The organism is uncultured Roseobacter sp., from assembly GCF_947495025.1.
GTDB lineage: Bacteria > Pseudomonadota > Alphaproteobacteria > Rhodobacterales > Rhodobacteraceae > Roseobacter.
Genome location: NZ_CANLXG010000003.1, coordinates 395,751 through 414,517 on the forward strand (window position 1 = coordinate 395,751; position 18,767 = coordinate 414,517).

19 protein-coding genes are annotated in these 18,767 nt (G+C 57.9%); 18 read left to right on the forward strand and 1 reads right to left on the reverse strand.

Annotated features, from left to right (window positions below; translation table 11 throughout):
* The first annotated feature begins 110 nt into the window (after window positions 1-110).
* From dprA to Q0792_RS16130, 6 genes are all read left to right on the forward strand, one after another.
* Window positions 111-1,277 (forward strand): DNA-processing protein DprA, encoded by a 1,167-nt coding sequence (dprA, locus tag Q0792_RS16105; RefSeq protein WP_298843050.1) that lies wholly within the window; start codon window positions 111-113, stop codon window positions 1,275-1,277.
* Window positions 1,278-1,548: 271 nt separating this feature from the next.
* Window positions 1,549-4,131: a type I DNA topoisomerase gene (gene topA, locus Q0792_RS16110; protein WP_298843052.1), complete on the forward strand. Its 2,583-nt coding sequence runs from the start codon at window positions 1,549-1,551 to the stop codon at window positions 4,129-4,131.
* A 157-nt stretch (window positions 4,132-4,288) separates the two neighbouring features.
* Window positions 4,289-4,984: a CoA transferase subunit A gene (locus Q0792_RS16115; RefSeq protein ID WP_298843054.1), complete on the forward strand. Its 696-nt coding sequence runs from the start codon at window positions 4,289-4,291 to the stop codon at window positions 4,982-4,984.
* A 14-nt stretch (window positions 4,985-4,998) separates the two neighbouring features.
* Complete coding sequence (locus Q0792_RS16120; RefSeq protein WP_298843056.1) at window positions 4,999-6,045, forward strand: PAS domain-containing protein; 1,047 nt, start codon at window positions 4,999-5,001, stop codon at window positions 6,043-6,045.
* Between the two features lie 8 nt (window positions 6,046-6,053).
* Window positions 6,054-6,680 (forward strand): 3-oxoacid CoA-transferase subunit B, encoded by a 627-nt coding sequence (locus Q0792_RS16125; protein ID WP_298843059.1) that lies wholly within the window; start codon window positions 6,054-6,056, stop codon window positions 6,678-6,680.
* Window positions 6,673-6,963: a GNAT family N-acetyltransferase gene (locus tag Q0792_RS16130; RefSeq protein ID WP_298843062.1), complete on the forward strand. Its 291-nt coding sequence runs from the start codon at window positions 6,673-6,675 to the stop codon at window positions 6,961-6,963. The genes Q0792_RS16125 and Q0792_RS16130 overlap by 8 nt, the downstream gene beginning before the upstream one ends.
* Before the next feature lie 2 nt (window positions 6,964-6,965).
* Here Q0792_RS16130 and Q0792_RS16135 read toward each other — a convergent pair whose 3' ends face one another.
* Window positions 6,966-7,775 (reverse strand): lytic transglycosylase domain-containing protein, encoded by an 810-nt coding sequence (locus Q0792_RS16135; RefSeq protein WP_298843065.1) that lies wholly within the window; start codon window positions 7,773-7,775, stop codon window positions 6,966-6,968.
* Between the two features lie 354 nt (window positions 7,776-8,129).
* On the opposite strand from Q0792_RS16135, the gene Q0792_RS16140 reads away from it, so the two are divergent.
* The 12 genes from Q0792_RS16140 to Q0792_RS16195 all read left to right on the forward strand — a co-directional run bounded on the left by Q0792_RS16140 (window position 8,130) and on the right by Q0792_RS16195 (window position 18,745).
* Window positions 8,130-8,396: a hypothetical protein gene (locus Q0792_RS16140; RefSeq protein WP_298843069.1), complete on the forward strand. Its 267-nt coding sequence runs from the start codon at window positions 8,130-8,132 to the stop codon at window positions 8,394-8,396.
* Window positions 8,397-8,517: 121 nt separating this feature from the next.
* A complete protein-coding gene (locus Q0792_RS16145) occupies window positions 8,518-8,697 on the forward strand; it encodes a hypothetical protein (protein ID WP_298843074.1) in 180 nt (59 codons plus the stop codon).
* A gap of 248 nt (window positions 8,698-8,945) precedes the next feature.
* Complete coding sequence (cpaB, locus tag Q0792_RS16150; protein WP_298843077.1) at window positions 8,946-9,797, forward strand: Flp pilus assembly protein CpaB; 852 nt, start codon at window positions 8,946-8,948, stop codon at window positions 9,795-9,797.
* Between the two features lie 196 nt (window positions 9,798-9,993).
* Complete coding sequence (locus Q0792_RS16155) at window positions 9,994-11,427, forward strand: type II and III secretion system protein family protein (protein ID WP_298843080.1); 1,434 nt, start codon at window positions 9,994-9,996, stop codon at window positions 11,425-11,427.
* Between the two features lie 4 nt (window positions 11,428-11,431).
* Window positions 11,432-11,785 carry a hypothetical protein gene (locus tag Q0792_RS16160; RefSeq protein ID WP_298843083.1) on the forward strand — a complete coding sequence of 118 codons (354 nt, stop codon included), beginning with the start codon at window positions 11,432-11,434 and terminating at the stop codon, window positions 11,783-11,785.
* Between the two features lie 305 nt (window positions 11,786-12,090).
* Complete coding sequence (locus tag Q0792_RS16165; protein WP_298843086.1) at window positions 12,091-13,323, forward strand: AAA family ATPase; 1,233 nt, start codon at window positions 12,091-12,093, stop codon at window positions 13,321-13,323.
* A 20-nt stretch (window positions 13,324-13,343) separates the two neighbouring features.
* Window positions 13,344-14,795 carry a CpaF family protein gene (locus Q0792_RS16170; protein WP_298843089.1) on the forward strand — a complete coding sequence of 484 codons (1,452 nt, stop codon included), beginning with the start codon at window positions 13,344-13,346 and terminating at the stop codon, window positions 14,793-14,795.
* An 11-nt stretch (window positions 14,796-14,806) separates the two neighbouring features.
* Window positions 14,807-15,769, forward strand: coding sequence for a type II secretion system F family protein (locus tag Q0792_RS16175; protein WP_298843092.1), 963 nt, complete (start codon window positions 14,807-14,809; stop codon window positions 15,767-15,769).
* A gap of 12 nt (window positions 15,770-15,781) precedes the next feature.
* The gene (locus Q0792_RS16180; RefSeq protein ID WP_298843095.1) at window positions 15,782-16,765 is read left to right on the forward strand and encodes a type II secretion system F family protein; all 984 of its coding nucleotides are present in this window, start codon (window positions 15,782-15,784) and stop codon (window positions 16,763-16,765) included.
* Window positions 16,765-17,352, forward strand: coding sequence for a tetratricopeptide repeat protein (locus tag Q0792_RS16185; protein ID WP_298843098.1), 588 nt, complete (start codon window positions 16,765-16,767; stop codon window positions 17,350-17,352). Before Q0792_RS16180 ends, Q0792_RS16185 begins: the two co-directional genes overlap by 1 nt.
* A gap of 30 nt (window positions 17,353-17,382) precedes the next feature.
* Window positions 17,383-18,243, forward strand: a complete 861-nt coding sequence (locus tag Q0792_RS16190; protein WP_298843101.1) for a tetratricopeptide repeat protein — start codon at window positions 17,383-17,385, stop codon at window positions 18,241-18,243.
* A gap of 4 nt (window positions 18,244-18,247) precedes the next feature.
* Entirely contained in the window at window positions 18,248-18,745 is a 498-nt protein-coding gene (locus Q0792_RS16195) for a prepilin peptidase (RefSeq protein WP_298843104.1), read from the forward strand.
* Window positions 18,746-18,767: the final 22 nt, after the last annotated feature.

Genomic DNA, 18,767 nt, shown 5'->3' on the forward strand with positions numbered 1-18,767 from the left:
TGCATCCTGATCCTGGCATCCCCATAAATAGCGAGGCAGATTATCGCCGATCTTCACAGGTTGTTAACCAAGTCCGCTTAATTCTGTTTCCGCAACAGACGGAGCCGAGGATGACTGACAGGGATTTGTTTCCTTCTTCCACTCACCCCCCACTCCCACCCACCTCGGAAGACGAACAGTTCTCCCGGCTCCGTCTCTTGCGCTCCCGCCGGGTTGGCGTAACGACGTACAAACGACTGCTGACTGAACACGGCACTGCGCAGAACGCGCTGGCCGCGCTGCCTGAGGTGGCGCGTGCCGCCGGCGTTCAGAATTACGAGATATGCCCCGAAGCGGTTGTTCAGGCCGAGCTGAACGCTGCACGGGACGCAGGTGCCCGGCTCATTATGCAGGGTACCCCGGCCTATCCTTCCGCACTGGACGAAATTGCTGACGCCCCGCCCTTTCTGTGGGCGCTGGGTGATCCCGGACTGCTCCTCCGTCCAATGATTTCGCTTGTCGGTGCACGAAATGCCTCCTCTCTTGGTGTCCGTATGGCCACGGCGCTGGCGCGGGATCTCGGGCAGGATGGGTATACTGTGGTTTCCGGCCTCGCACGCGGCATTGACACCGCCGCGCACCGTGCCGCACTGAGCACCGGCACAATCGCGGTGCTGGCAGGTGGGGTGGACACTGTTTACCCCGCAGAGAACAGCGCGCTTGCCCATGACATTGCGGGCACTGGCCTGCTCCTGTCTGAGCAGCCGATGGGTCTCAGGCCGGTTGCCCGTCATTTCCCCGCGCGCAATCGCATCATTTCAGGACTGAGCCGGGCCACAATCGTTGTAGAAGCCGCAGCCAAATCCGGAAGCCTGATTACTGCACGCGATGCACTGGATCAGGGCCGCGATGTACTGGCAGTGCCAGGCAATCCTTTTGACGCGCGCGCGGCGGGGTGTAACCAGCTGATCCGGGACGGCGCGATACTTGTCCGCTCTGCCAGCGATGTGACCGAGGCTCTGGCGCCGATCGGGTCGGGCAAAGAAACGGATGTGGCCCCGCGGGATACCGCCGGCAAAAAGAGCCCTCCGGAACCAGCAAAAGAAACGCCTTTGCGCCGGGTTGCAGCTCTGCACCAGCAAATTCTTGACCGGCTCAGCCCGTCGCCTATCGCCGAAGATCAGCTGATCCGGGATCTCGCAGTCGGAACGAGCGACGCAGCACCCGTCCTGCTCGAACTTGAACTTGATGGGCGGATAAGCCGTCAGTCCGGAGGCCTGCTGGTACGCGAGAAATAAAACGGCGTTTTTTCCGGTAATGACCTTCCGGTGCCGCCTGCGCGACCTGCTCCCGAAGGACGCGGGCGCACAGGCGCAGAACCACAGTTTCTGTTGCGGATAATGACCTGCACAACAGTAATGAAACCGGATCAGAAAGGCCCGGCAACAACGCGGATAACACGACTGTCAGGCGCCTGGTTTAATTTCACCGATTGACAATATTCACTTGCACACCACCTCTGAGGTGGCCATAGAACCTGAAAAATTTTGCCCAGAGGTATCCCGTTTCATGCCGGTAGTTGTCGTTGAATCTCCTGCAAAAGCAAAAACGATCAACTCGTATCTCGGGAAAGACTACACCGTTCTTGCGTCCTACGGACACGTCCGGGACCTGCCGCCGAAAGACGGCTCTGTCGATCCGGAAAACGGGTTTGACATGCTCTGGGAAGTGGCGTCCGACAGCAAAAAACACGTCAAGGCCATCGCCGATGCGCTGAAAGACGACAACGCCCTGATCCTCGCCACTGACCCCGACCGCGAGGGAGAGGCCATCAGCTGGCACCTGCAGGAAGCGCTGACCAAACGCAAGTCCATCAAGAAAGATACGCCCGTCAGCCGCGTGGTTTTCAACCAGATCACCAAAAAGGCCGTGACCGAAGCGATGGAAAATCCGCGCGAGGTCGATATGCCGCTGGTAGAGGCCTATCTGGCCCGCCGGGCGCTGGACTATCTGGTCGGCTTCAACCTCTCACCGGTGCTGTGGCGCAAACTGCCGGGGGCAAAATCCGCCGGGCGTGTGCAGTCAGTGACACTGCGTCTCATCGTCGAACGCGAAATGGAAATCGAGGCCTTTCGCAACCGCGAGTACTGGTCCGTCAAAGCCCTGCTTGCGACACCGCGTGGTCAGGAATTTGAGGCAAGGCTGACGGTTCTTGCCGGCAAAAAGCTCGAACGGTTCGACATCGAGAACGAAACCCAGGCTGAAATGGCAGTCCAGGCGATCAGCAGCCGCGATATGACGGTCCGTTCTGTGGAGGCGAAACCTGCCAACCGCAATCCTGCGGCCCCGTTCATGACGTCGACCCTGCAACAGGAAGCCAGCCGCAAATTCGGCATGGGTGCCCGTCAGACCATGAGCACGGCACAGCGGCTGTATGAAGCGGGCTACATTACCTACATGCGGACCGATGGCATCGACATGGCGCCCGAAGCTGTGACTGCAGCCCGTGACGCCATCAAAAGGCTTTATGGTGCAGAATATGTGCCGTCTTCCCCGCGCATGTATAAAAACAAGGCCAAAAACGCCCAGGAAGCGCACGAATGTGTGCGGCCAACGGACATGATGGTCAAAGCGACAGATCTCAAGACGTCCGACGCTGATCAGCGCAGGCTCTATGATCTGATCTGGAAGCGCACCCTGGCCTGCCAGATGGAAGCTGCACGTATGGAACGTACAACCGTCGACGTCGGAAGCGATGACGGGCAGGTCGTTCTGCGGGCCACCGGTCAGGTTGTTCTTTTTGACGGGTTCCTGCGCGTCTACGAGGAAGGCCGCGACGATGTGGTCGATGAGGATGACAAGCGCCTGCCTCAGATCGACGAAGGTGACCGCATGGAAAAGCGCGCGGTCACGCCCGAGCAGCATTTCACTCAGCCGCCACCCCGCTATACCGAAGCGACGCTGGTCAAGCGTATGGAAGAACTGGGGATCGGGCGCCCTTCGACCTATGCCAGTATCGTCACCACCATCCAGGACCGCGAATATGTCCGCAAGGACAAGAACCGGCTGATCCCAGAGGACAAAGGGCGCCTGGTGACGGCTTTCCTTGAAAATTACTTCCGCAAATATGTGGGCTACGGCTTTACGGCTGATCTCGAGGACCAGCTTGACAATGTCAGTGCCGGGGACGCGGATTATAAAGAAGTGCTCACCCGCTTCTGGCGCGATTTTTCAGCAGCCATTGCCGAAACATCTGATCTGCGCATTACGGAGGTGCTGGAAAAGATCAACGAAGTGCTTGAGCCGCACCTCTTTCCGCCCAATGAAGAAGGCACTGACCCGCGTCTGTGCCCCAACTGCGGTGCAGGCCGGTTGTCGATGCGCACCGCGCGGTCCGGTGGTGCGTTCATCGGATGCTCGAACTACCCTGAATGCCGGTATACCCGCGCATTTGGCCCGCCCGGCGAGGAAGACGACAGCGGAATTCCGCCCGAAGGTAAGGTTCTGGGCGAGGACGCCGGGGATAAAATTTATGCGTTCAAAGGTCGTTTTGGCCCCTACGTCCAGCGCGGCGAGGTTACCGAAGAAGACAAAAAGCCACCGCGCCAGTCGATCCCCAAGGACTGGCCGCCAGAGCAGGTCGACCTGCCGCAGGCCGTCCAGCTGCTGTCACTGCCGCGCGAAATCGGCCCCCACCCTGAAGATGGCGTGCCGGTCTGGGCGAATATCGGACGGTATGGTCCTTACATCAAACACGCGGCATCAACGTCCGAACGCGGCGGCACCAATGCAAACCTTGAAAGCATTGATGAAGTCTGGACCGTTGGCATGAACCGCGCGGTGCAGCTGCTGGCGGAAAAGGTTGCCAGCCGGGGTGGGCGCGGTGCACCGGCAAAAACCCTGCGCGATCTGGGCGAACATCCCGACCAGGGCGGCCAGATCAGCATCATGGAAGGCAAATACGGCCCTTACGTGAAGTGGGACAAGGTGAATGCAACGCTGCCCAAAGACAGTGAGCCCGATTCTGTCACCATCGAACAGGCGGTTCTGCTGATCGACGAAAAGGCCGCCAAAAAGGGCACGCGCCGCCGAAAAGCTGCACCGAAAAAGAAAGCCGCTGCGAAAAAAACGACTGCCAAAAAGGCCGGGTGACACCGGGATAAGACCCGCGCGGCGGGCCACTGCCCGAAAGAGCTTTGCGCCCCGCGTGCCCTCGGCTATACTCAGAGTTGAACCTGTCAGTTATAATTGACAGCGGATCAACATCACTGCACAAATCGGGCCAGCCACCCGGACTTAAGGAAGCAAGATGAAGAAAGTGTACGGATCAGCGTCGGAGGCGCTGGATGGAGTATTGCACGACGGTATGACGATTGCCGCCGGCGGGTTTGGTCTGTGCGGCATTCCCGAACTGCTGCTGGCGGCGATCCGCGATGCAGGCACCAAGGACCTGACGTTTGCCTCCAACAATGCGGGCGTGGACGACTTTGGCATCGGTATTCTGCTGCAGACGCGGCAGGTTAAAAAGATGATCAGCTCCTACGTTGGCGAGAACGCGGAGTTTATGCGCCAGTACCTATCGGGCGAGCTTGAGCTGGAGTTTAACCCGCAGGGCACGCTGGCCGAGCGGATGCGCGCAGCCGGCTGTGGCATTCCGGGTTTCTATACGAAGACCGGCGTAGGGACCGTGATCGCCGAGGGCAAGGAACACAAGGACTTCGACGGCGAGACCTATATTCTGGAACGCGGTATTTTCGCGGATCTCAGCATCGTCAAAGCCTGGAAAGCGGATGCCACCGGCAACCTGGTGTTCCGTAAAACAGCCAGAAACTTCAATCCACCGGCTGCGATGTGCGGCAGGGTCTGTGTTGCTGAGGTCGAGGAAATAGTGCCCACCGGTTCACTTGATCCCGATGCAATACACCTGCCCGGTATCTACGTGCACCGCCTGATCCAGGGCGAACATGAAAAGCGCATCGAACAACGTACAACGCGGGCAGCCTGAGACGGGTAGCTGACATGGCAGACACGATTTACAGATCCAATGACGCCGATGAGGACCTGGCGTTCGACGACCGTGGCTTTGAGGGCTTCTCGCGGGCGCAGGTCTCGATGATCATCACTAATCCAAATCTCGAAGACAACCCGATCGTCTATGTCAATGACGCGTTCACGCGGGTATCCGGATACGCCCGAAGTGCCGTAATCGGCCGCAACTGCCGCTTTCTGCAGGGCGAAGATACGGACAAGGCCGCAGTAGATATGCTGCGGGCGGGCATTGAGGCCGAAGACACCGTGTCAGTGGACATCCTGAATTACCGCGCAAATGGTGCCCCGTTTATCAACAGACTGGTTGTATCTCCGATCGTTGATGCAGATGGAACCACTCAGTACTTTATCGGCATCCAGAAAGAGCTGCGTCGCGGCGAGCGCAATCCCGACGCAGACGCCGTAAATGACCAGCTGATGGAAGTGCAGAACCGGGTACAGTCAGATCTGTCTATGATCATCAGCATGATCCGCCAGCAATCGGGCGCCACCTCGGTCCCGGATGATTTCGCAGCACTCAGCCGCCGGATCGAAACACTGCAGCTTCTTTACGAAGAAATGAAGCTGTCAGACACACAGTCCAACCGCGGCACCATTCAGATGGGCAGTTTCATTTCCCGTCTCGCCTGTGCCATCGCCCACACGATGGGGCGTTCCGGTGTGCGCATGAACATGCATATTGAACAGTCAGAAGTGCCGATCGAAGTGGCGACACGTGTCGGGCTGGTAGTGTCCGAACTGCTGACAAATTCGTTTCAGCATGCGTTTGACAGGCTGGACATGGGGCTTGTGGACATACGCATGTCCCAGCTCAGCGCAGGTGGACTGCGTGTGACTGTGTCAGACGACGGCACCGGTATCCCGCGTGATATGCAGTGGCCGTCCGACACGACCGTTGGCGGGCGCATCATCAACGGCCTGATCGAAGGCCTTGAAGGAACGCTTCAGCTGGGCCGCGGTGCTGCAGGAAGCTTTGTCACAATTGACGTGCCGGCAGGCGCATCTCTTTCAGAATAGGACCCGTAATGCCCTGGGATCGCAATCAGATGGCGGCGCGTGCCGCCCAGGAACTTGAAGACGGCTGGTATGTCAATCTCGGGATCGGTATTCCGACACTGGTCAGCAACTACATCCCCGAAGGGATCGAAGTTACCCTGCAGTCCGAAAACGGCATGCTGGGCATGGGCCCCTTCCCGGTCGAAGGCACAGAAGACGCCGACCTGATCAATGCAGGCAAGCAGACGATCACGGAACTGCCCCAGACGGCCTATTTTGATTCTGCTCAGAGCTTTGGCATGATCCGCGGCGGCAAGATTGCCATGGCCATTCTGGGCGCCATGGAAGTGGCCGAGAATGGTGACCTCGCCAACTGGATGATCCCCGGCAAGCTGGTCAAGGGCATGGGAGGTGCGATGGACCTCGTCGCAGGCGTTGGCCGTGTGGTCGTGGTGATGGACCACACGAACAAGCACGGTGACAGCAAGGTACTGCCCGAATGCACCCTGCCCCTGACCGGCAAAGGCGTCGTGGACCGCATTATCACCAACCTTGGTGTGCTGGATGTGGTCGAAGGCGGCCTCCGGATCGTTGAGACCGCCGAGGGGGTATCAGAAGAAGAACTGCGCGCGGCGACACTGGCAACGATTGTCTGATTTCGACATCACCCGTAAACAGGACGGCAGCAAAGGCCGTTATGTGCTGATATCTGACGGTCACGAGGCTGACCTGACCTATTCGGTACTGTCGCCGCAAACGGTCATCGCCGACCACACAGGAGTACCGGACGAACTACGGGGCACCGGCGCCGGGCTGGCGCTGGTGACAAGGCTTGTGGAAGATGCGCGGGCAGAAGGTTTCCGGATCGTGCCACTCTGTCCTTTTGTGAATGCGCAGCGGCGGCGTCATCCGGAATGGGCAGATGCCTTTAACGTCTGATCTCAGTTCAGCCCGGCAAAGACACAGCCGTCAGACACGAGCTCGGGCGGTGTAAGACATAACCCTCTGGCAACCTGAAATGCCGCCAGCACTTTCGGCACGTAATTCCGGGTTTCTGCGTAGGGTGGGACACCGGCGTGTTTGCGCACCGCCCCCTCCCCCGCATTATACCCGGCCAGGACCAGAATCGGATCCCCGCCGAATTCAGACATCAGCCAGTCAAGGTATCTGACCCCACCTTCGATGTTCTGTGAGGGCACCAGTCGGTCTTTGACGCCAAAACGCTCTGCTGTGGCCGGCATCAACTGCATCAGCCCCTGCGCCCCCGCATGGCTCTCTGCATCCGTGCGCCCGGACGATTCCACGGAGATCAGGGCAAGCACCAGAGCCGGCGATACCTGCGTCCCTACCGTGGACTTGAGAATGTCGATACCATTGGAACGCGCGATGGCCTGAAGATGCTGCAAACGGGGTTGGGGAACACCGCCCGTACCCTCAATGATATTCATCGCCATTTCCAGACGACCTGGACCGGCCGCGAAAATCTCAGGCGACACCCGGTCCCAGAACCAGCTGTAGGCGCCCACAGGCTCCTGCGCCCTTGGTACGGGCTCTCCCTCGGGTATCGGCGGTGGTGGCGGCGCAAAGAACTGTTCGGCCGGATCTATCTGCACTGTGATGCGGCGCGCACCCGCTTTGGGCACGCCAACCCGTTTTGCCTCGAATTCAGGAAAAGGTGCCGGCCCTTCGGCGGCAACGGGTGCTCCCGCAAGAACGGCAGCCGCAAGGCTGCATAGGATCATATATTTCATAAGTACTGCCCGGCGGTTGTTTTACCGTATTCTTTGCAGACACTCTCGCAGAGATATGATCATTAAACCAGAGAATCCGGGCCGGTATCGCGGCGATTTCGCCACATTCGGGAGCGTAAAGGCCCCCTGGAACAAGCTAACAAAAAATTAAATTGTTTATTTTCATGATGTTATAATTTTCCTGCTAATTTTTTGCCGGACGGATGCAAAAGTCACATTTGCGGTCAAATTCATGCCCCAATCCCTGGGCTTTATAGCTGCATACCAAGTCGGACAGACCACATGAGAGAAACGGTCACGAGGACGGCGCGGTTTAAACAGTAAAATCTCAATGATCCTTTGGAGGGACATGCCATGATGAAATTTATCAAAAACTTCCGCAAAGACGAAGACGGTGCCGTGACAGTTGACTGGGTTGTTCTGACAGCCGCAGTTGTGGGTCTGGCGATCGCTGCCTATCAGTCCATCGAAGATGGTGCGACAAACCTGACAGAGAACACCGGTTCTTTCCTTGAAGAGCAGGACCCTGGCCTGGCGGCTGGCGGCACCATTCAGGGTGACGCAGGCGGCGACGCTGGTGGCGACGCTGGTGGCGGCGACGCAGGCGCTGTAACTGACTGATCAGACACTGGTCTGACTGGACAACGGTTTTCGGTCTGACCTGACCAAACAGGGCCGCGTTCTGCACGCAGAAGGCGGCCCTTTTTTTGCCCGACCAAATTAGAACAGAAAGCGTCATACAATGTTTAAAGCATTGAGAAAATTCAAGAAGGACGAGGCCGGGGCTGTAACTGTTGACTGGGTTGTTCTGACTGCCGCCGTAGTGGGACTTTCCGTTGCGCTGGTTGTAGAACTGAGAGGCGGGTCTGCGGGCCTGACCGAAAAAACTGAGGAATATCTGACGGATTACGAACCGGGGTGATCCGGACTGCGTCAGACTATGAGAATGCAGAGCGGCACAGGGATGTGCCGCTTTTTTATGTGCCCCGCCCGGTGCTGCAGTGCCAGGACCTGATTATCCACCAGCCCCGATTGTTGCCTGATCAGGCAAAACGCCCCGTCCTGGACATGCGCTGATCCTGAAATTGCCACAATCGGACGTCAGAAACAGATCAGGAATCTTCACACCTGCCACGCGGCAAGGGCGAATAGGAATGACGAGGTAACACAATGCGATTGATTTTCGGTTTAGTACTTCTTGCCGGCCTTGGGCTAGCTGGTGGTGCTGTGTACATGGCAAAGGGCTACATCGGTCAGTATCAGGCCGAGCTGGCAGCTGCCAGAGACAAGCAGCGGCAGATTGTGCCTACAAGCATAGTCTATGTGGCCAAGAATAAGCTGAGCTACGGTGACGTGCTCAAAAAGTCAGACGTGCGCAGCGTGCGCTGGCCGACGAATGCAATTCCGAAAGGCTCATTCACGGACGTGAACGTTCTTTTCCCCGAAGGGGTTGAAGAGCCGAGGCTGATCGTGCGGGCCATGGAACCAGGCGAAGCTCTGATGAAGGTCAAGATCACCGAGCCGGGCGAAGATATCGGCCTGACCACTCGTCTCGAAAAAGGCATGCGCGCCTTTGCGATCCGTGTTGACGTTGCCAGCGGTGTTTCGGGCTTTCTGCGTCCGGGCGACAAAGTTGACGTATACTGGACAGGCTCTGTGGATGTTGGCGGCGGTCGCGAAGAGATCACCCGCCTGATCGAAACCAAGGTCCGGCTGATTGCCGTCGACCAGATCGATGACGAACTGCGCGGCGGTGCCCGCATCGCCCGCACTGTGACCGTTCAGGCGACGCCCGAACAGGTGGCTGCCCTCGCGCAGGCGCAATCGACAGGTAACCTGTCGCTGTCGCTTGTCGGTGCCGGCGACGACACCGAAGTGTCGGAAATCGAAGTCGACCAGGTTTCACTGCTGGGTCTGACAGTGGCAGCACCCAAGGTTGCAGCCCCCGCACCCAAGGTATGCTCGATCCGTACCCGTCGCGGCGCAGAAGTGGTTTCGATCCAGATTCCCTGCACAAACTAAAGCAAATCCAAGTACTTAAACGGGCGCCGCACACCAGTGCGGCGCCCGTTTCTTTTTGGCCTGTTGTAAATTACCCACATAAAGAGACATACAGAACCCGTTGATTATTGAAAAAAAATCAAAATGCGCGCACAGTTATACCCACGCGGGCGATAAAGACCCGGAAACGAGGCGTGATCATACAAGGGCAGGTCACATGAAAATGTATGGAATATTGAAAGCGGCCCTTCTGGGGCTGACGATCAGTGTTAGCCCGCTGGCATTTACTGTGCCGGCGACCGCTAATGCTGAAACGCTCCGTGTGGTGGCGAAAGAGACCAATTCTACTCTTAACGTGCCAATGAACCGCGCGGTTGTGGTTGAAAGCGAAATCCCCTTTGCCGAACTCAGCATTGCCAACCCCGGTATTGCTGACATCTCGTCTTTGTCGGACCGCAGCATATACGTTCTGGGCAAATCGCCCGGAATGACGACGCTGACCCTGCTTGATGCAGCCGGTCAGCTGATTACAAACGTAGAGGTCCGGGTCGCCCCGGATGTCACCGAGTTCAAAGAGCGTCTGCAGCAGATCCTGCCAGGCGAGCGCATCGAAGTCCGCACCGCGAACGACGGCATTGTTCTGTCCGGTACGGTCTCCAGCGCGCAGAAACTGTCACGGGCTCTCGAACTTGCCGCACGCTATGCGCCTGAGCGGGTATCAAACCTCATGTCAGTGGGCGGTGTTCAGCAGGTCATGCTGAAAGTTCGTTTTGCCGAAATGAACCGGTCTGTTTCGAAATCACTGAGTGCATCGCTTGCTGTGAACGACGGTGGCAGCAACCCAAATCAGGCAGCAACCGGTTCCGGTCTTCTGGCTGGTGGTGTTGCGGGTATCATCGGCGGTGTTGTACCGACCGGTGGTGAATCCCAGGGTGCGGTCACTTTCGGCTTCAACCTTGGCTCCACACAGGTCGGCCTGCTGCTTGAGGCACTCGAGCGTAAGGGTGCTGTGCGGTTCCTCGCAGAACCCAATCTTGTTGCCCTGTCCGGTCAGGAAGCAAACTTCCTTGCTGGCGGTGAGTATCCGGTGCCGGTGGCACAGGACAGCGACACAATCAGTGTTGATTTCAAACCCTTTGGTATCGAACTCAACTTTGTGCCGCGTGTTGTTGACGGCGACCTGATCAACCTTCAGCTCTCCGCGGCCGTGTCCTCGCTGGACACAGCGAACGGTGTATCGCTGGGCGGTGGCATTGAAATTGATGCCTTTACCCGTCGCGAGACACAGACCACTGTCGAGATGCGCGACGGCGAGAGCTTTGCCATTGCCGGACTTCTGCAGGACGACTTTACCGACGCAAACAGCCAGGTTCCGTGGCTGGGTGATGTACCGGTGCTGGGTGCCCTCTTCCGCTCATCCGAGTATCAGCGCAGCCAGACGGAACTGGTGATCATTGTAACCGCCCATCTGGTAACACCGACACGCGGCGAGGCCCTGGCCCTGCCGACAGACCGGATCCGTCCGCCAAGTGAGAAGGATCTGTTCCTGAATGGTCAGGTCGTTCAGAACGCCAACGCACCGACCAGAGGTGCCGCGGGTGAAGTCGCCAAGCAGGACTTCAGCGGTTCCTACGGCTACGTGATGGAGTGATCAGATGACAATCAGCATTCAGAAAACACGCACTGTTCTCCTGGGTCTGAGCCTCGTGGCCGTAGCGGCCTGCTCTGACGAACCGGTTGGCAGCGAGCTGAACGGCGGAAATTTCGGTAACGCGACCCTGCACAACCAGCTTGTTCAGACCTGTAAATCCTCAGGTGGCGGCAAGTACGGTGGCGCGGCAAGGGATCCGCTTGTGGTTCTCGATCCGTCCAGCACACCGGCAACACCCGTTTACCGGGTGCACTGCAGCGGTCAGCTTGATGGCAAGTATGCCCTCATCAACTACCGTGAGTACATTGCCAGTGCGACACAGAAAGGCACCACCGAAGAGGCCCAGGCGGCCCAGTAACTACCTCGTATATCGCACGTCGGGGGCGGACCTTTACGGTCCGCCCTTTTTTTGTGGACGGTCCGGTACCCGGTCGCACTCATCTTCACAAAACCCCGCCCAGAAGGGCCATTGTCTCCTGATACCCAACAATTGGGCGGATTAAGCCCTAATCTCGCCCAGATTGCCTGCGACTTTAGTCTCAATGGGACACGTATGCCCGGTGATTTCACCAGGTCGGGCTGTCGCAGAGACCAGTGGGTGGGCTGATTTTGCCCCCTCTCCGTTGCTCTGCCGGCCCTTGGAATGAAGAGGACGACAAGGCAATGAGCAGTACAATGCCACAACCCGATACATCGCTTATCGTGGCCTGCACGGTCAGCCGGGATGTACAGAACTTCGATCTTCTGATCGAAGACATGGAAATGGCGCTGGGTGAAAACTGGGGCGACCTGGGGTTTGCCGAGGCTCTGGCGTTTTTCGGACAGCCCGAAGCGCAGGCTCTTGAATTTATTGCCCTCGCAATGGACGAGACGGACGAGGATAACCTCCCGCTCATGGGGGAAATCATCACCCAGGCCAAAGCACGCAATATCAAAGTTATTCTGATCGCAGAGGATGTGACGCCTGCGTCGCTGCATTCGCTCCTGCGTCAGGGCGCGGATGAGTTTGTCCCCTATCCGCTGCCCGAAAATGAACTGGCCGAAGCGATTGAACGCGTCCGGGCGGCCGAAGAGCTGGCCGCCGCCGGCGCGACACATGCCCTTAAATCCGACAACCACAAGGAAGGCGCGGTGATCGTCGTGCACGGCCTGGCCGGCGGCACCGGCGCAACCACACTGGGCGTAAATCTTGCCTGGGAGCTGGCCACAGCGCAGAAAGAAGACGGGCCAAGCGTATGTCTGCTGGACCTCGATCTTCAGTATGGTGCGGTTGCCACCTATCTCGACCTGCCCCGCCGCGAAGTCGTATATGATATGCTTTCCGACACCGAAGGAATGGACGACGAAATCTTTGGGCAGTCACTGCTGACATTCCAGGACAAGCTCCAGGTGCTTACCGCGCCGACGGACATGCTGCCGCTCGACCTGATGTCCTCTGACGATATCAACCGTATCCTGACAATGGCACGCCGGCACTTTGACTATGTGGTCATTGATATGCCGTCGACACTGGTCACATGGACCGAGGCGGTTCTCAACGCCGCACACGTCTATTTTGCCTCCATCGAAATGGACATGCGCTCTGCGCAGAACACGTTACGTTTCAAGCGCGCGCTCCAGTCCGAGGACCTTCCCATTGAAAAGCTGCGCTACGTCATGAACCGCGCACCAAAATTCACCGATCTTTCCGGCAAAAGCCGCGTCAAGCGTATGGCAGAATCGCTGGGCATCTCGATCGACCTGCTGATGCCGGATGGTGGAAGCCCGATTGTTCAGGCAGCCGACCATGGCATGCCACTTGCAAGCTCAGCGCCCAAGAACCCGCTGCGCAAAGAAATTTCCAAACTGGCCATCTCAATCCTCGAACTGGGATCTGCCGATGTTCAGGCAGCCTGATCCTTTAAAGGAATACGCGCATGTTTTCTAAGTACAAAAAGCCCTCTGCGGCAGCTCCGGCAAGTCAGGTAAATCCGGACGACAAGGTAACCAATATCGTGCCTGCATCTCAGGCTGCAACGACGGCGCCCGCGATCACGCGAAAGGCGCCTCAGGCCGCTCCGGCCCAGGTCGCGCCCGCAGACAAGGAACGCAAGCGCAAGGAACGGATGGGCGAGATCAAACTCGACCTGCACCGCGTGTTGCTGGAAAACCTGAACCTATCGGCACTGGAACACGCGACCGAACAGGATCTGCGCCAGGAAATCAGCGCCATTGCCAGCGAATTCCTTGAAGAACGCAGCATTGTTCTGAACCGCGAGGACCGTCAGACACTGACATCCGAACTCTACGACGAAGTGACGGGTCTTGGCCCGTTGGAAACGCTTCTCAAGGATGAGACGGTCAACGATATTCTGGTTAACGGCCCGCAACAGATTTTTGTGGAACGCGAAGGCAAGCTGGAACTTACCGACATCAATTTTAAGGACGAACGCCACCTGCTCCGGATCATCGACAAGATCGTTTCCGCTGTGGGTCGCCGCGTTGATGAATCAAACCCGTATGTTGACGCCCGGCTCAAGGATGGCTCGCGTTTCAACGCAATGGTCCCGCCCGTTGCGGTTGACGGATCGCTGGTATCAATCCGGAAGTTCAAAAAGGACAAGCTGGGTATTGATGATCTGGTCAGTTTTGGCGCTTTTACCGAAGAGATGGCTGCATATCTGCAAGCTGCTGTGGCCACACGACTTAACATTATCGTCTCTGGCGGTACCGGTTCGGGTAAAACGACAACGCTCAACGCGCTGAGTTCCTTTATCGACAACTCCGAGCGCATCCTGACGATCGAGGATACCGCGGAACTCCAGCTGCAACAGACCCATGTCGGACGGATGGAAAGCCGCCCGCCCAATGTTGAGGGCAAAGGCGAGGTCTCTCCCCGCGATTGTCTGAAGAACGCCCTGCGGATGCGGCCTGACCGGATCATCGTGGGCGAGACCCGTGGCGAGGAAGTGATCGACATGCTCCAGGCCATGAACACCGGTCACGACGGTTCGATGACCACAATTCACGCCAACTCTGCCCGCGATGGTGTCTCCCGTCTGGAGAATATGATTGCCATGGCAGGGATTGAGATGCCGCTGAAAGCGGTACGCTCGCAGATCTCATCTGCTGTGAACCTGATCGTGCAGGCCTCGCGTCTGCAGGACGGGTCGCGTCGCATGACCTCGATCACAGAAGTGACAGGCATGGAAGGAGAGGTGATCTCTATGCAGGAGATCTTCCGGTATCAGCGTGTGGGCCTCACACCTGACAACAAAATCATTGGCCATTTCACTGCCACGGGTGTGCGTTCTGCCTATGCCGAACGCTTCCGCATGTGGGGCTATGATCTGCCGCCGACCATCTATGAACCTGTTGCTGCCGAATAAGGATCAGGAAAATGTCTGCAGAACCAATTATTTATGGCTTGATCTTTATCGGCGTACTTGTACTCGTCGAAGGTCTCTATCTCGTAACCTTCGGGAAATCCATCTCGCTCAACAGTCGGGTGAATCGCCGGCTGGAGATGCTCGACAAAGGCGCGGGCCGCGAAGAAGTGCTCGAAAAGCTGCGCAAGGAAATGCAGCAGCACATGAAGAGCCGTTCCATTCCGCTCTACTCCATGCTGGGCGAAAAGGCGCAGAAAGCTGCGATTGCCTTTACCCCGCAACAGCTCATCGTGATCATGGCCGGTCTTGCGGTCGTCGCTTTCCTGGGGCTGACCGTCGGCACGGCAACATCGTTGCCCGTGCGGATCGTCATGGCCGTGGGGATCGGTGTGGGTGCTGTTTTTTTCTGGGTATCCAGCAAGGCGAACAAACGCCTTGGCATGATCGAGGAGCAGCTGCCTGACGCAGTGGAACTGATGGTGCGCTCACTGCGTGTGGGTCACCCGTTCTCGTCCGCGATCCAGATCGTTTCCAAGGAAATTCAGGATCCTCTGGCCTCGGAATTCGGCATGATCGCCGATGAAGCTGCTTATGGCCGGGATGTCGGTGATGCCCTCAAGGAAATGGCGGAACGCCTCGATATGCAGGATCTGCGCTTTCTGGCGGTGGCTGTGACCATCCAGCAGACTTCCGGTGGTAACCTTGCGGAAATCCTGGCCGGTCTGGCCAAGGTAATCCGGGCGCGCTTCCGCCTTTTCAGACGCGTAAAGGCGATCACGGCCGAGGCCAAATGGTCCGGCAAGTTCCTTTCCGCCTTCCCTATCGTGGCGCTGATCGTGATCAACGTGACCGACCCGCACTACTATGACGAGGTCCGGGATCATGCACTGTTCATTCCGGCCTGTTTCTTTGTGGGGATTTTCCTCGCCGTCAACCTGCTGGTCATGCGCGTACTGACCGACATCAAGGTGTAAGGAGCCGGAACGATGGAAATGTTTGCTACTCTGAACGAGAAGATCATCGACATTCTCGGCCCGCTGGGACCGATGATCCTGCTCGGCACTGTCGGTCTGGTCATGGTGGTTATCACCGTTGCGATGATGCTGTCACAACCCGAAGACCCGATGGAAAAGCTCAAACGGTCTGTGCAGAATCCGAATTCTGACAAGGCGCCCGAAAAGCGCCTGCGCCAGGGCGAACGCAACGAACAGCTGCAGAAATTCGCTTCGTTTCTTGAGCCCAAGGATGTCGCAGAGCTCAGCAAGAAACAGCTGCAGCTGCGCCAGGCGGGATATCAGAGCAAGGACGCGGTGCGTTTCTTCCACTTTGCACAGTTCGCCCTTGGTATTCTGGGACTCATCCTCGCGTTTGTGTACCTTAATCTGCTGGGCGGAGGCGAAGGTTTCAGCACCCAGAAGATGATGGTCTATACGATCATCCCCGGCGCCATTGGCTATTATATTCCGACCTACTGGGTGACGCGCCGCGTGGAGACCCGCAAGGAGGAAATCACTCGTGGTTTCCCGGACAGCCTCGACATGATGCTCGTCTGCGTCGAAGCCGGCCAGTCGCTGGATCAGTGTATTGTCCGGGTGGCCCGCGAACTGCATGCATCCTACCCGGCGCTGGCCCAGGAGTTTGACGTGGTCGCGTACGAGATGAAGGCGGGCAAGGACAAGACCACCGTGCTGAACGATATGGGCGAGCGCTGCGGAGTGCAGGATGTTTCGTCCTTTGTCACCGTGCTGATCCAGTCCGCAACCTTTGGTACCTCCATCGCCGAAGCTCTGCGGGTCTACGCAGCGGAGATGCGTGACAAGCGCGTGATGCGTGCCGAAGAAGCCGCAAACAAGTTGCCAACAAAGATGACCCTTGCCACTATGATGCTGACCGTGCCGCCACTTCTGATCATTCTGGTCGGGCCCTCGGTACACGGCATCACGCAACTGGGGAATATGGGCGTCAACTGATGAACCCAAGGCTCTGGCGGGCCGTTGCGTCCGCCGCCATTGTCACCGCAAGCCTCGGACTTGCCGCCTGTACCACGGGCGGCTTTTCCGCACCTGAGGATCCGGTTTTCGCGCCAGGCGTTGACTACTCGGCTGATGCTGTTGACGGTGTTGAGGTGGGCAACAGGCTGCTTGCGGCCGGTCAGTATGAACTGGCAATAAAATCCTTTAACCGCGCGGCACTGGACCGCGGTGGCATCGACACCGAAATCCTGTCCGGTCTCGGCACAGCCAATCTCGGGCTTGGGCGTCTGGCACAGGCTGAAACGCTTCTGCGGCGCGCAGCGGAGCGTGAGGACGCCCAGCCCTCTGACCTCAACAACCTTGGTGTTGTGCTGATGGAAGCGGGAAAGACCGCCGAAGCCGAACAGTTTTTCCGAAGAGCCTTTGCGCTGGACAATGGCGAAAGTGCCGCAATCCGGGACAATCTGCGCTTAGCACTCGCAAATTCGGAAATTTCTGCTACAAATAATCCACAGGCAAATAATAATGACTACACATTGGTGCGACAGGGCAGAAGCGAATTCACCATCCAGTCGACACCATGACCGAGGCAAGAGCAGGAAAAGGACGCAAAAATGCGCCGACCAGTATATCTGTCCGCCACTCTGGCGGGCGTTATTGCCGTAGCTGCATGTGCACCTACCGGTGATGAAACAGTTGAGCGGGCCTTTCAGGACGTCAACGTAATCGACGAAACCGATCTTTCCGACGTAATGCTGACGGTGGCTGACCCCAACGAGGCCGTCGCGTATTTCAGCCGCACCATCAGGGAAAACCCCGACCGGATCGATATCCGCCGCGGGCTTGCGGTTTCCTATGTGCGCGCCAAACGGTATACCGAAGCTGCGGGCGCATGGAAGCTGGTCACAGAACACCCGGACACTGTGCCGGAAGACAGCGTTAACCGGGCTGACAGCCTGATCCGCTCCGGCGACTGGGCAACAGCCGAAACGGTTCTCGACACGATACCGCCAACCCATGAAACCTTTGGCCGATACCGGCTCGAGGCGATGGTTGCCGACAGCAACGAAGAATGGGACCGGGCTGACAGTTTTTACGAAATCGCAACCGGTCTGACCACAACACCAGCTAACGTGCTGAATAACTGGGGCTATTCCAAGCTGACACGCGGAGATCTGCGTGATGCTGAACGTCTGTTTGGTGAAGCGATCCGCCAGGATGACACGCTCTTTACGGCAAAAAACAATCTGGTGCTCGCCCGCGGCGCGCGCGGTGATTACAGCCTGCCGGTCATTCCGATGACACAGATCGAACGGGCGCAGCTGCTGCACACGATGGGCCTGTCAGCGATAAAACGCGGCGATGTGACCACGGGCAAAGGCCTGCTGCGCGATGCGATAGACACCCATCCGCAGTATTTCGAGCCCGCGGTACGCGCCCTTGAGGCTCTGGATAACAAGACCGCCTCCGGCTGATAAGATGGCACTGTCATCCTTTGCTGCATGGTGGTTCCTGCCATTTGTTGTGCCTGTCTGCCTCTACGTGGCGTGGACGGATCTTGCCCGCATGAAAATCACCAACAAGGCGGTGATGGTGCTCACAGGCATTTTTGTGGTGCTGGGTCCCTTTGTGATGGCAGATCTGCCCCAGTACGGCTGGCAGCTGGGGCAACTGGCGATCATGCTGGTGCTTGGCATTGTACTGAACGCCGCAGGCGCTATGGGTGCAGGCGACGCCAAATTTATCGCGGCATCCGCCCCCTACGTGGCCCTCGGTGACCTTCGGCTGGTCCTGGCGCTTTTCGCGGCAATGCTCCTCGCGGCCTGGTGTACACATCGCATCGCACGCGCAACACCGCTGCGACGCCTGGCACCTGACTGGGACAGCTGGGAGACAGGAAAGCGCTTTCCAATGGGGCTCGCTCTTGGCCCCACGCTTGCCCTCTACTTGTGCCTCGCCGCACTCAATGGTGCCTGAATTAAGCCATTTTTTCCCTTTA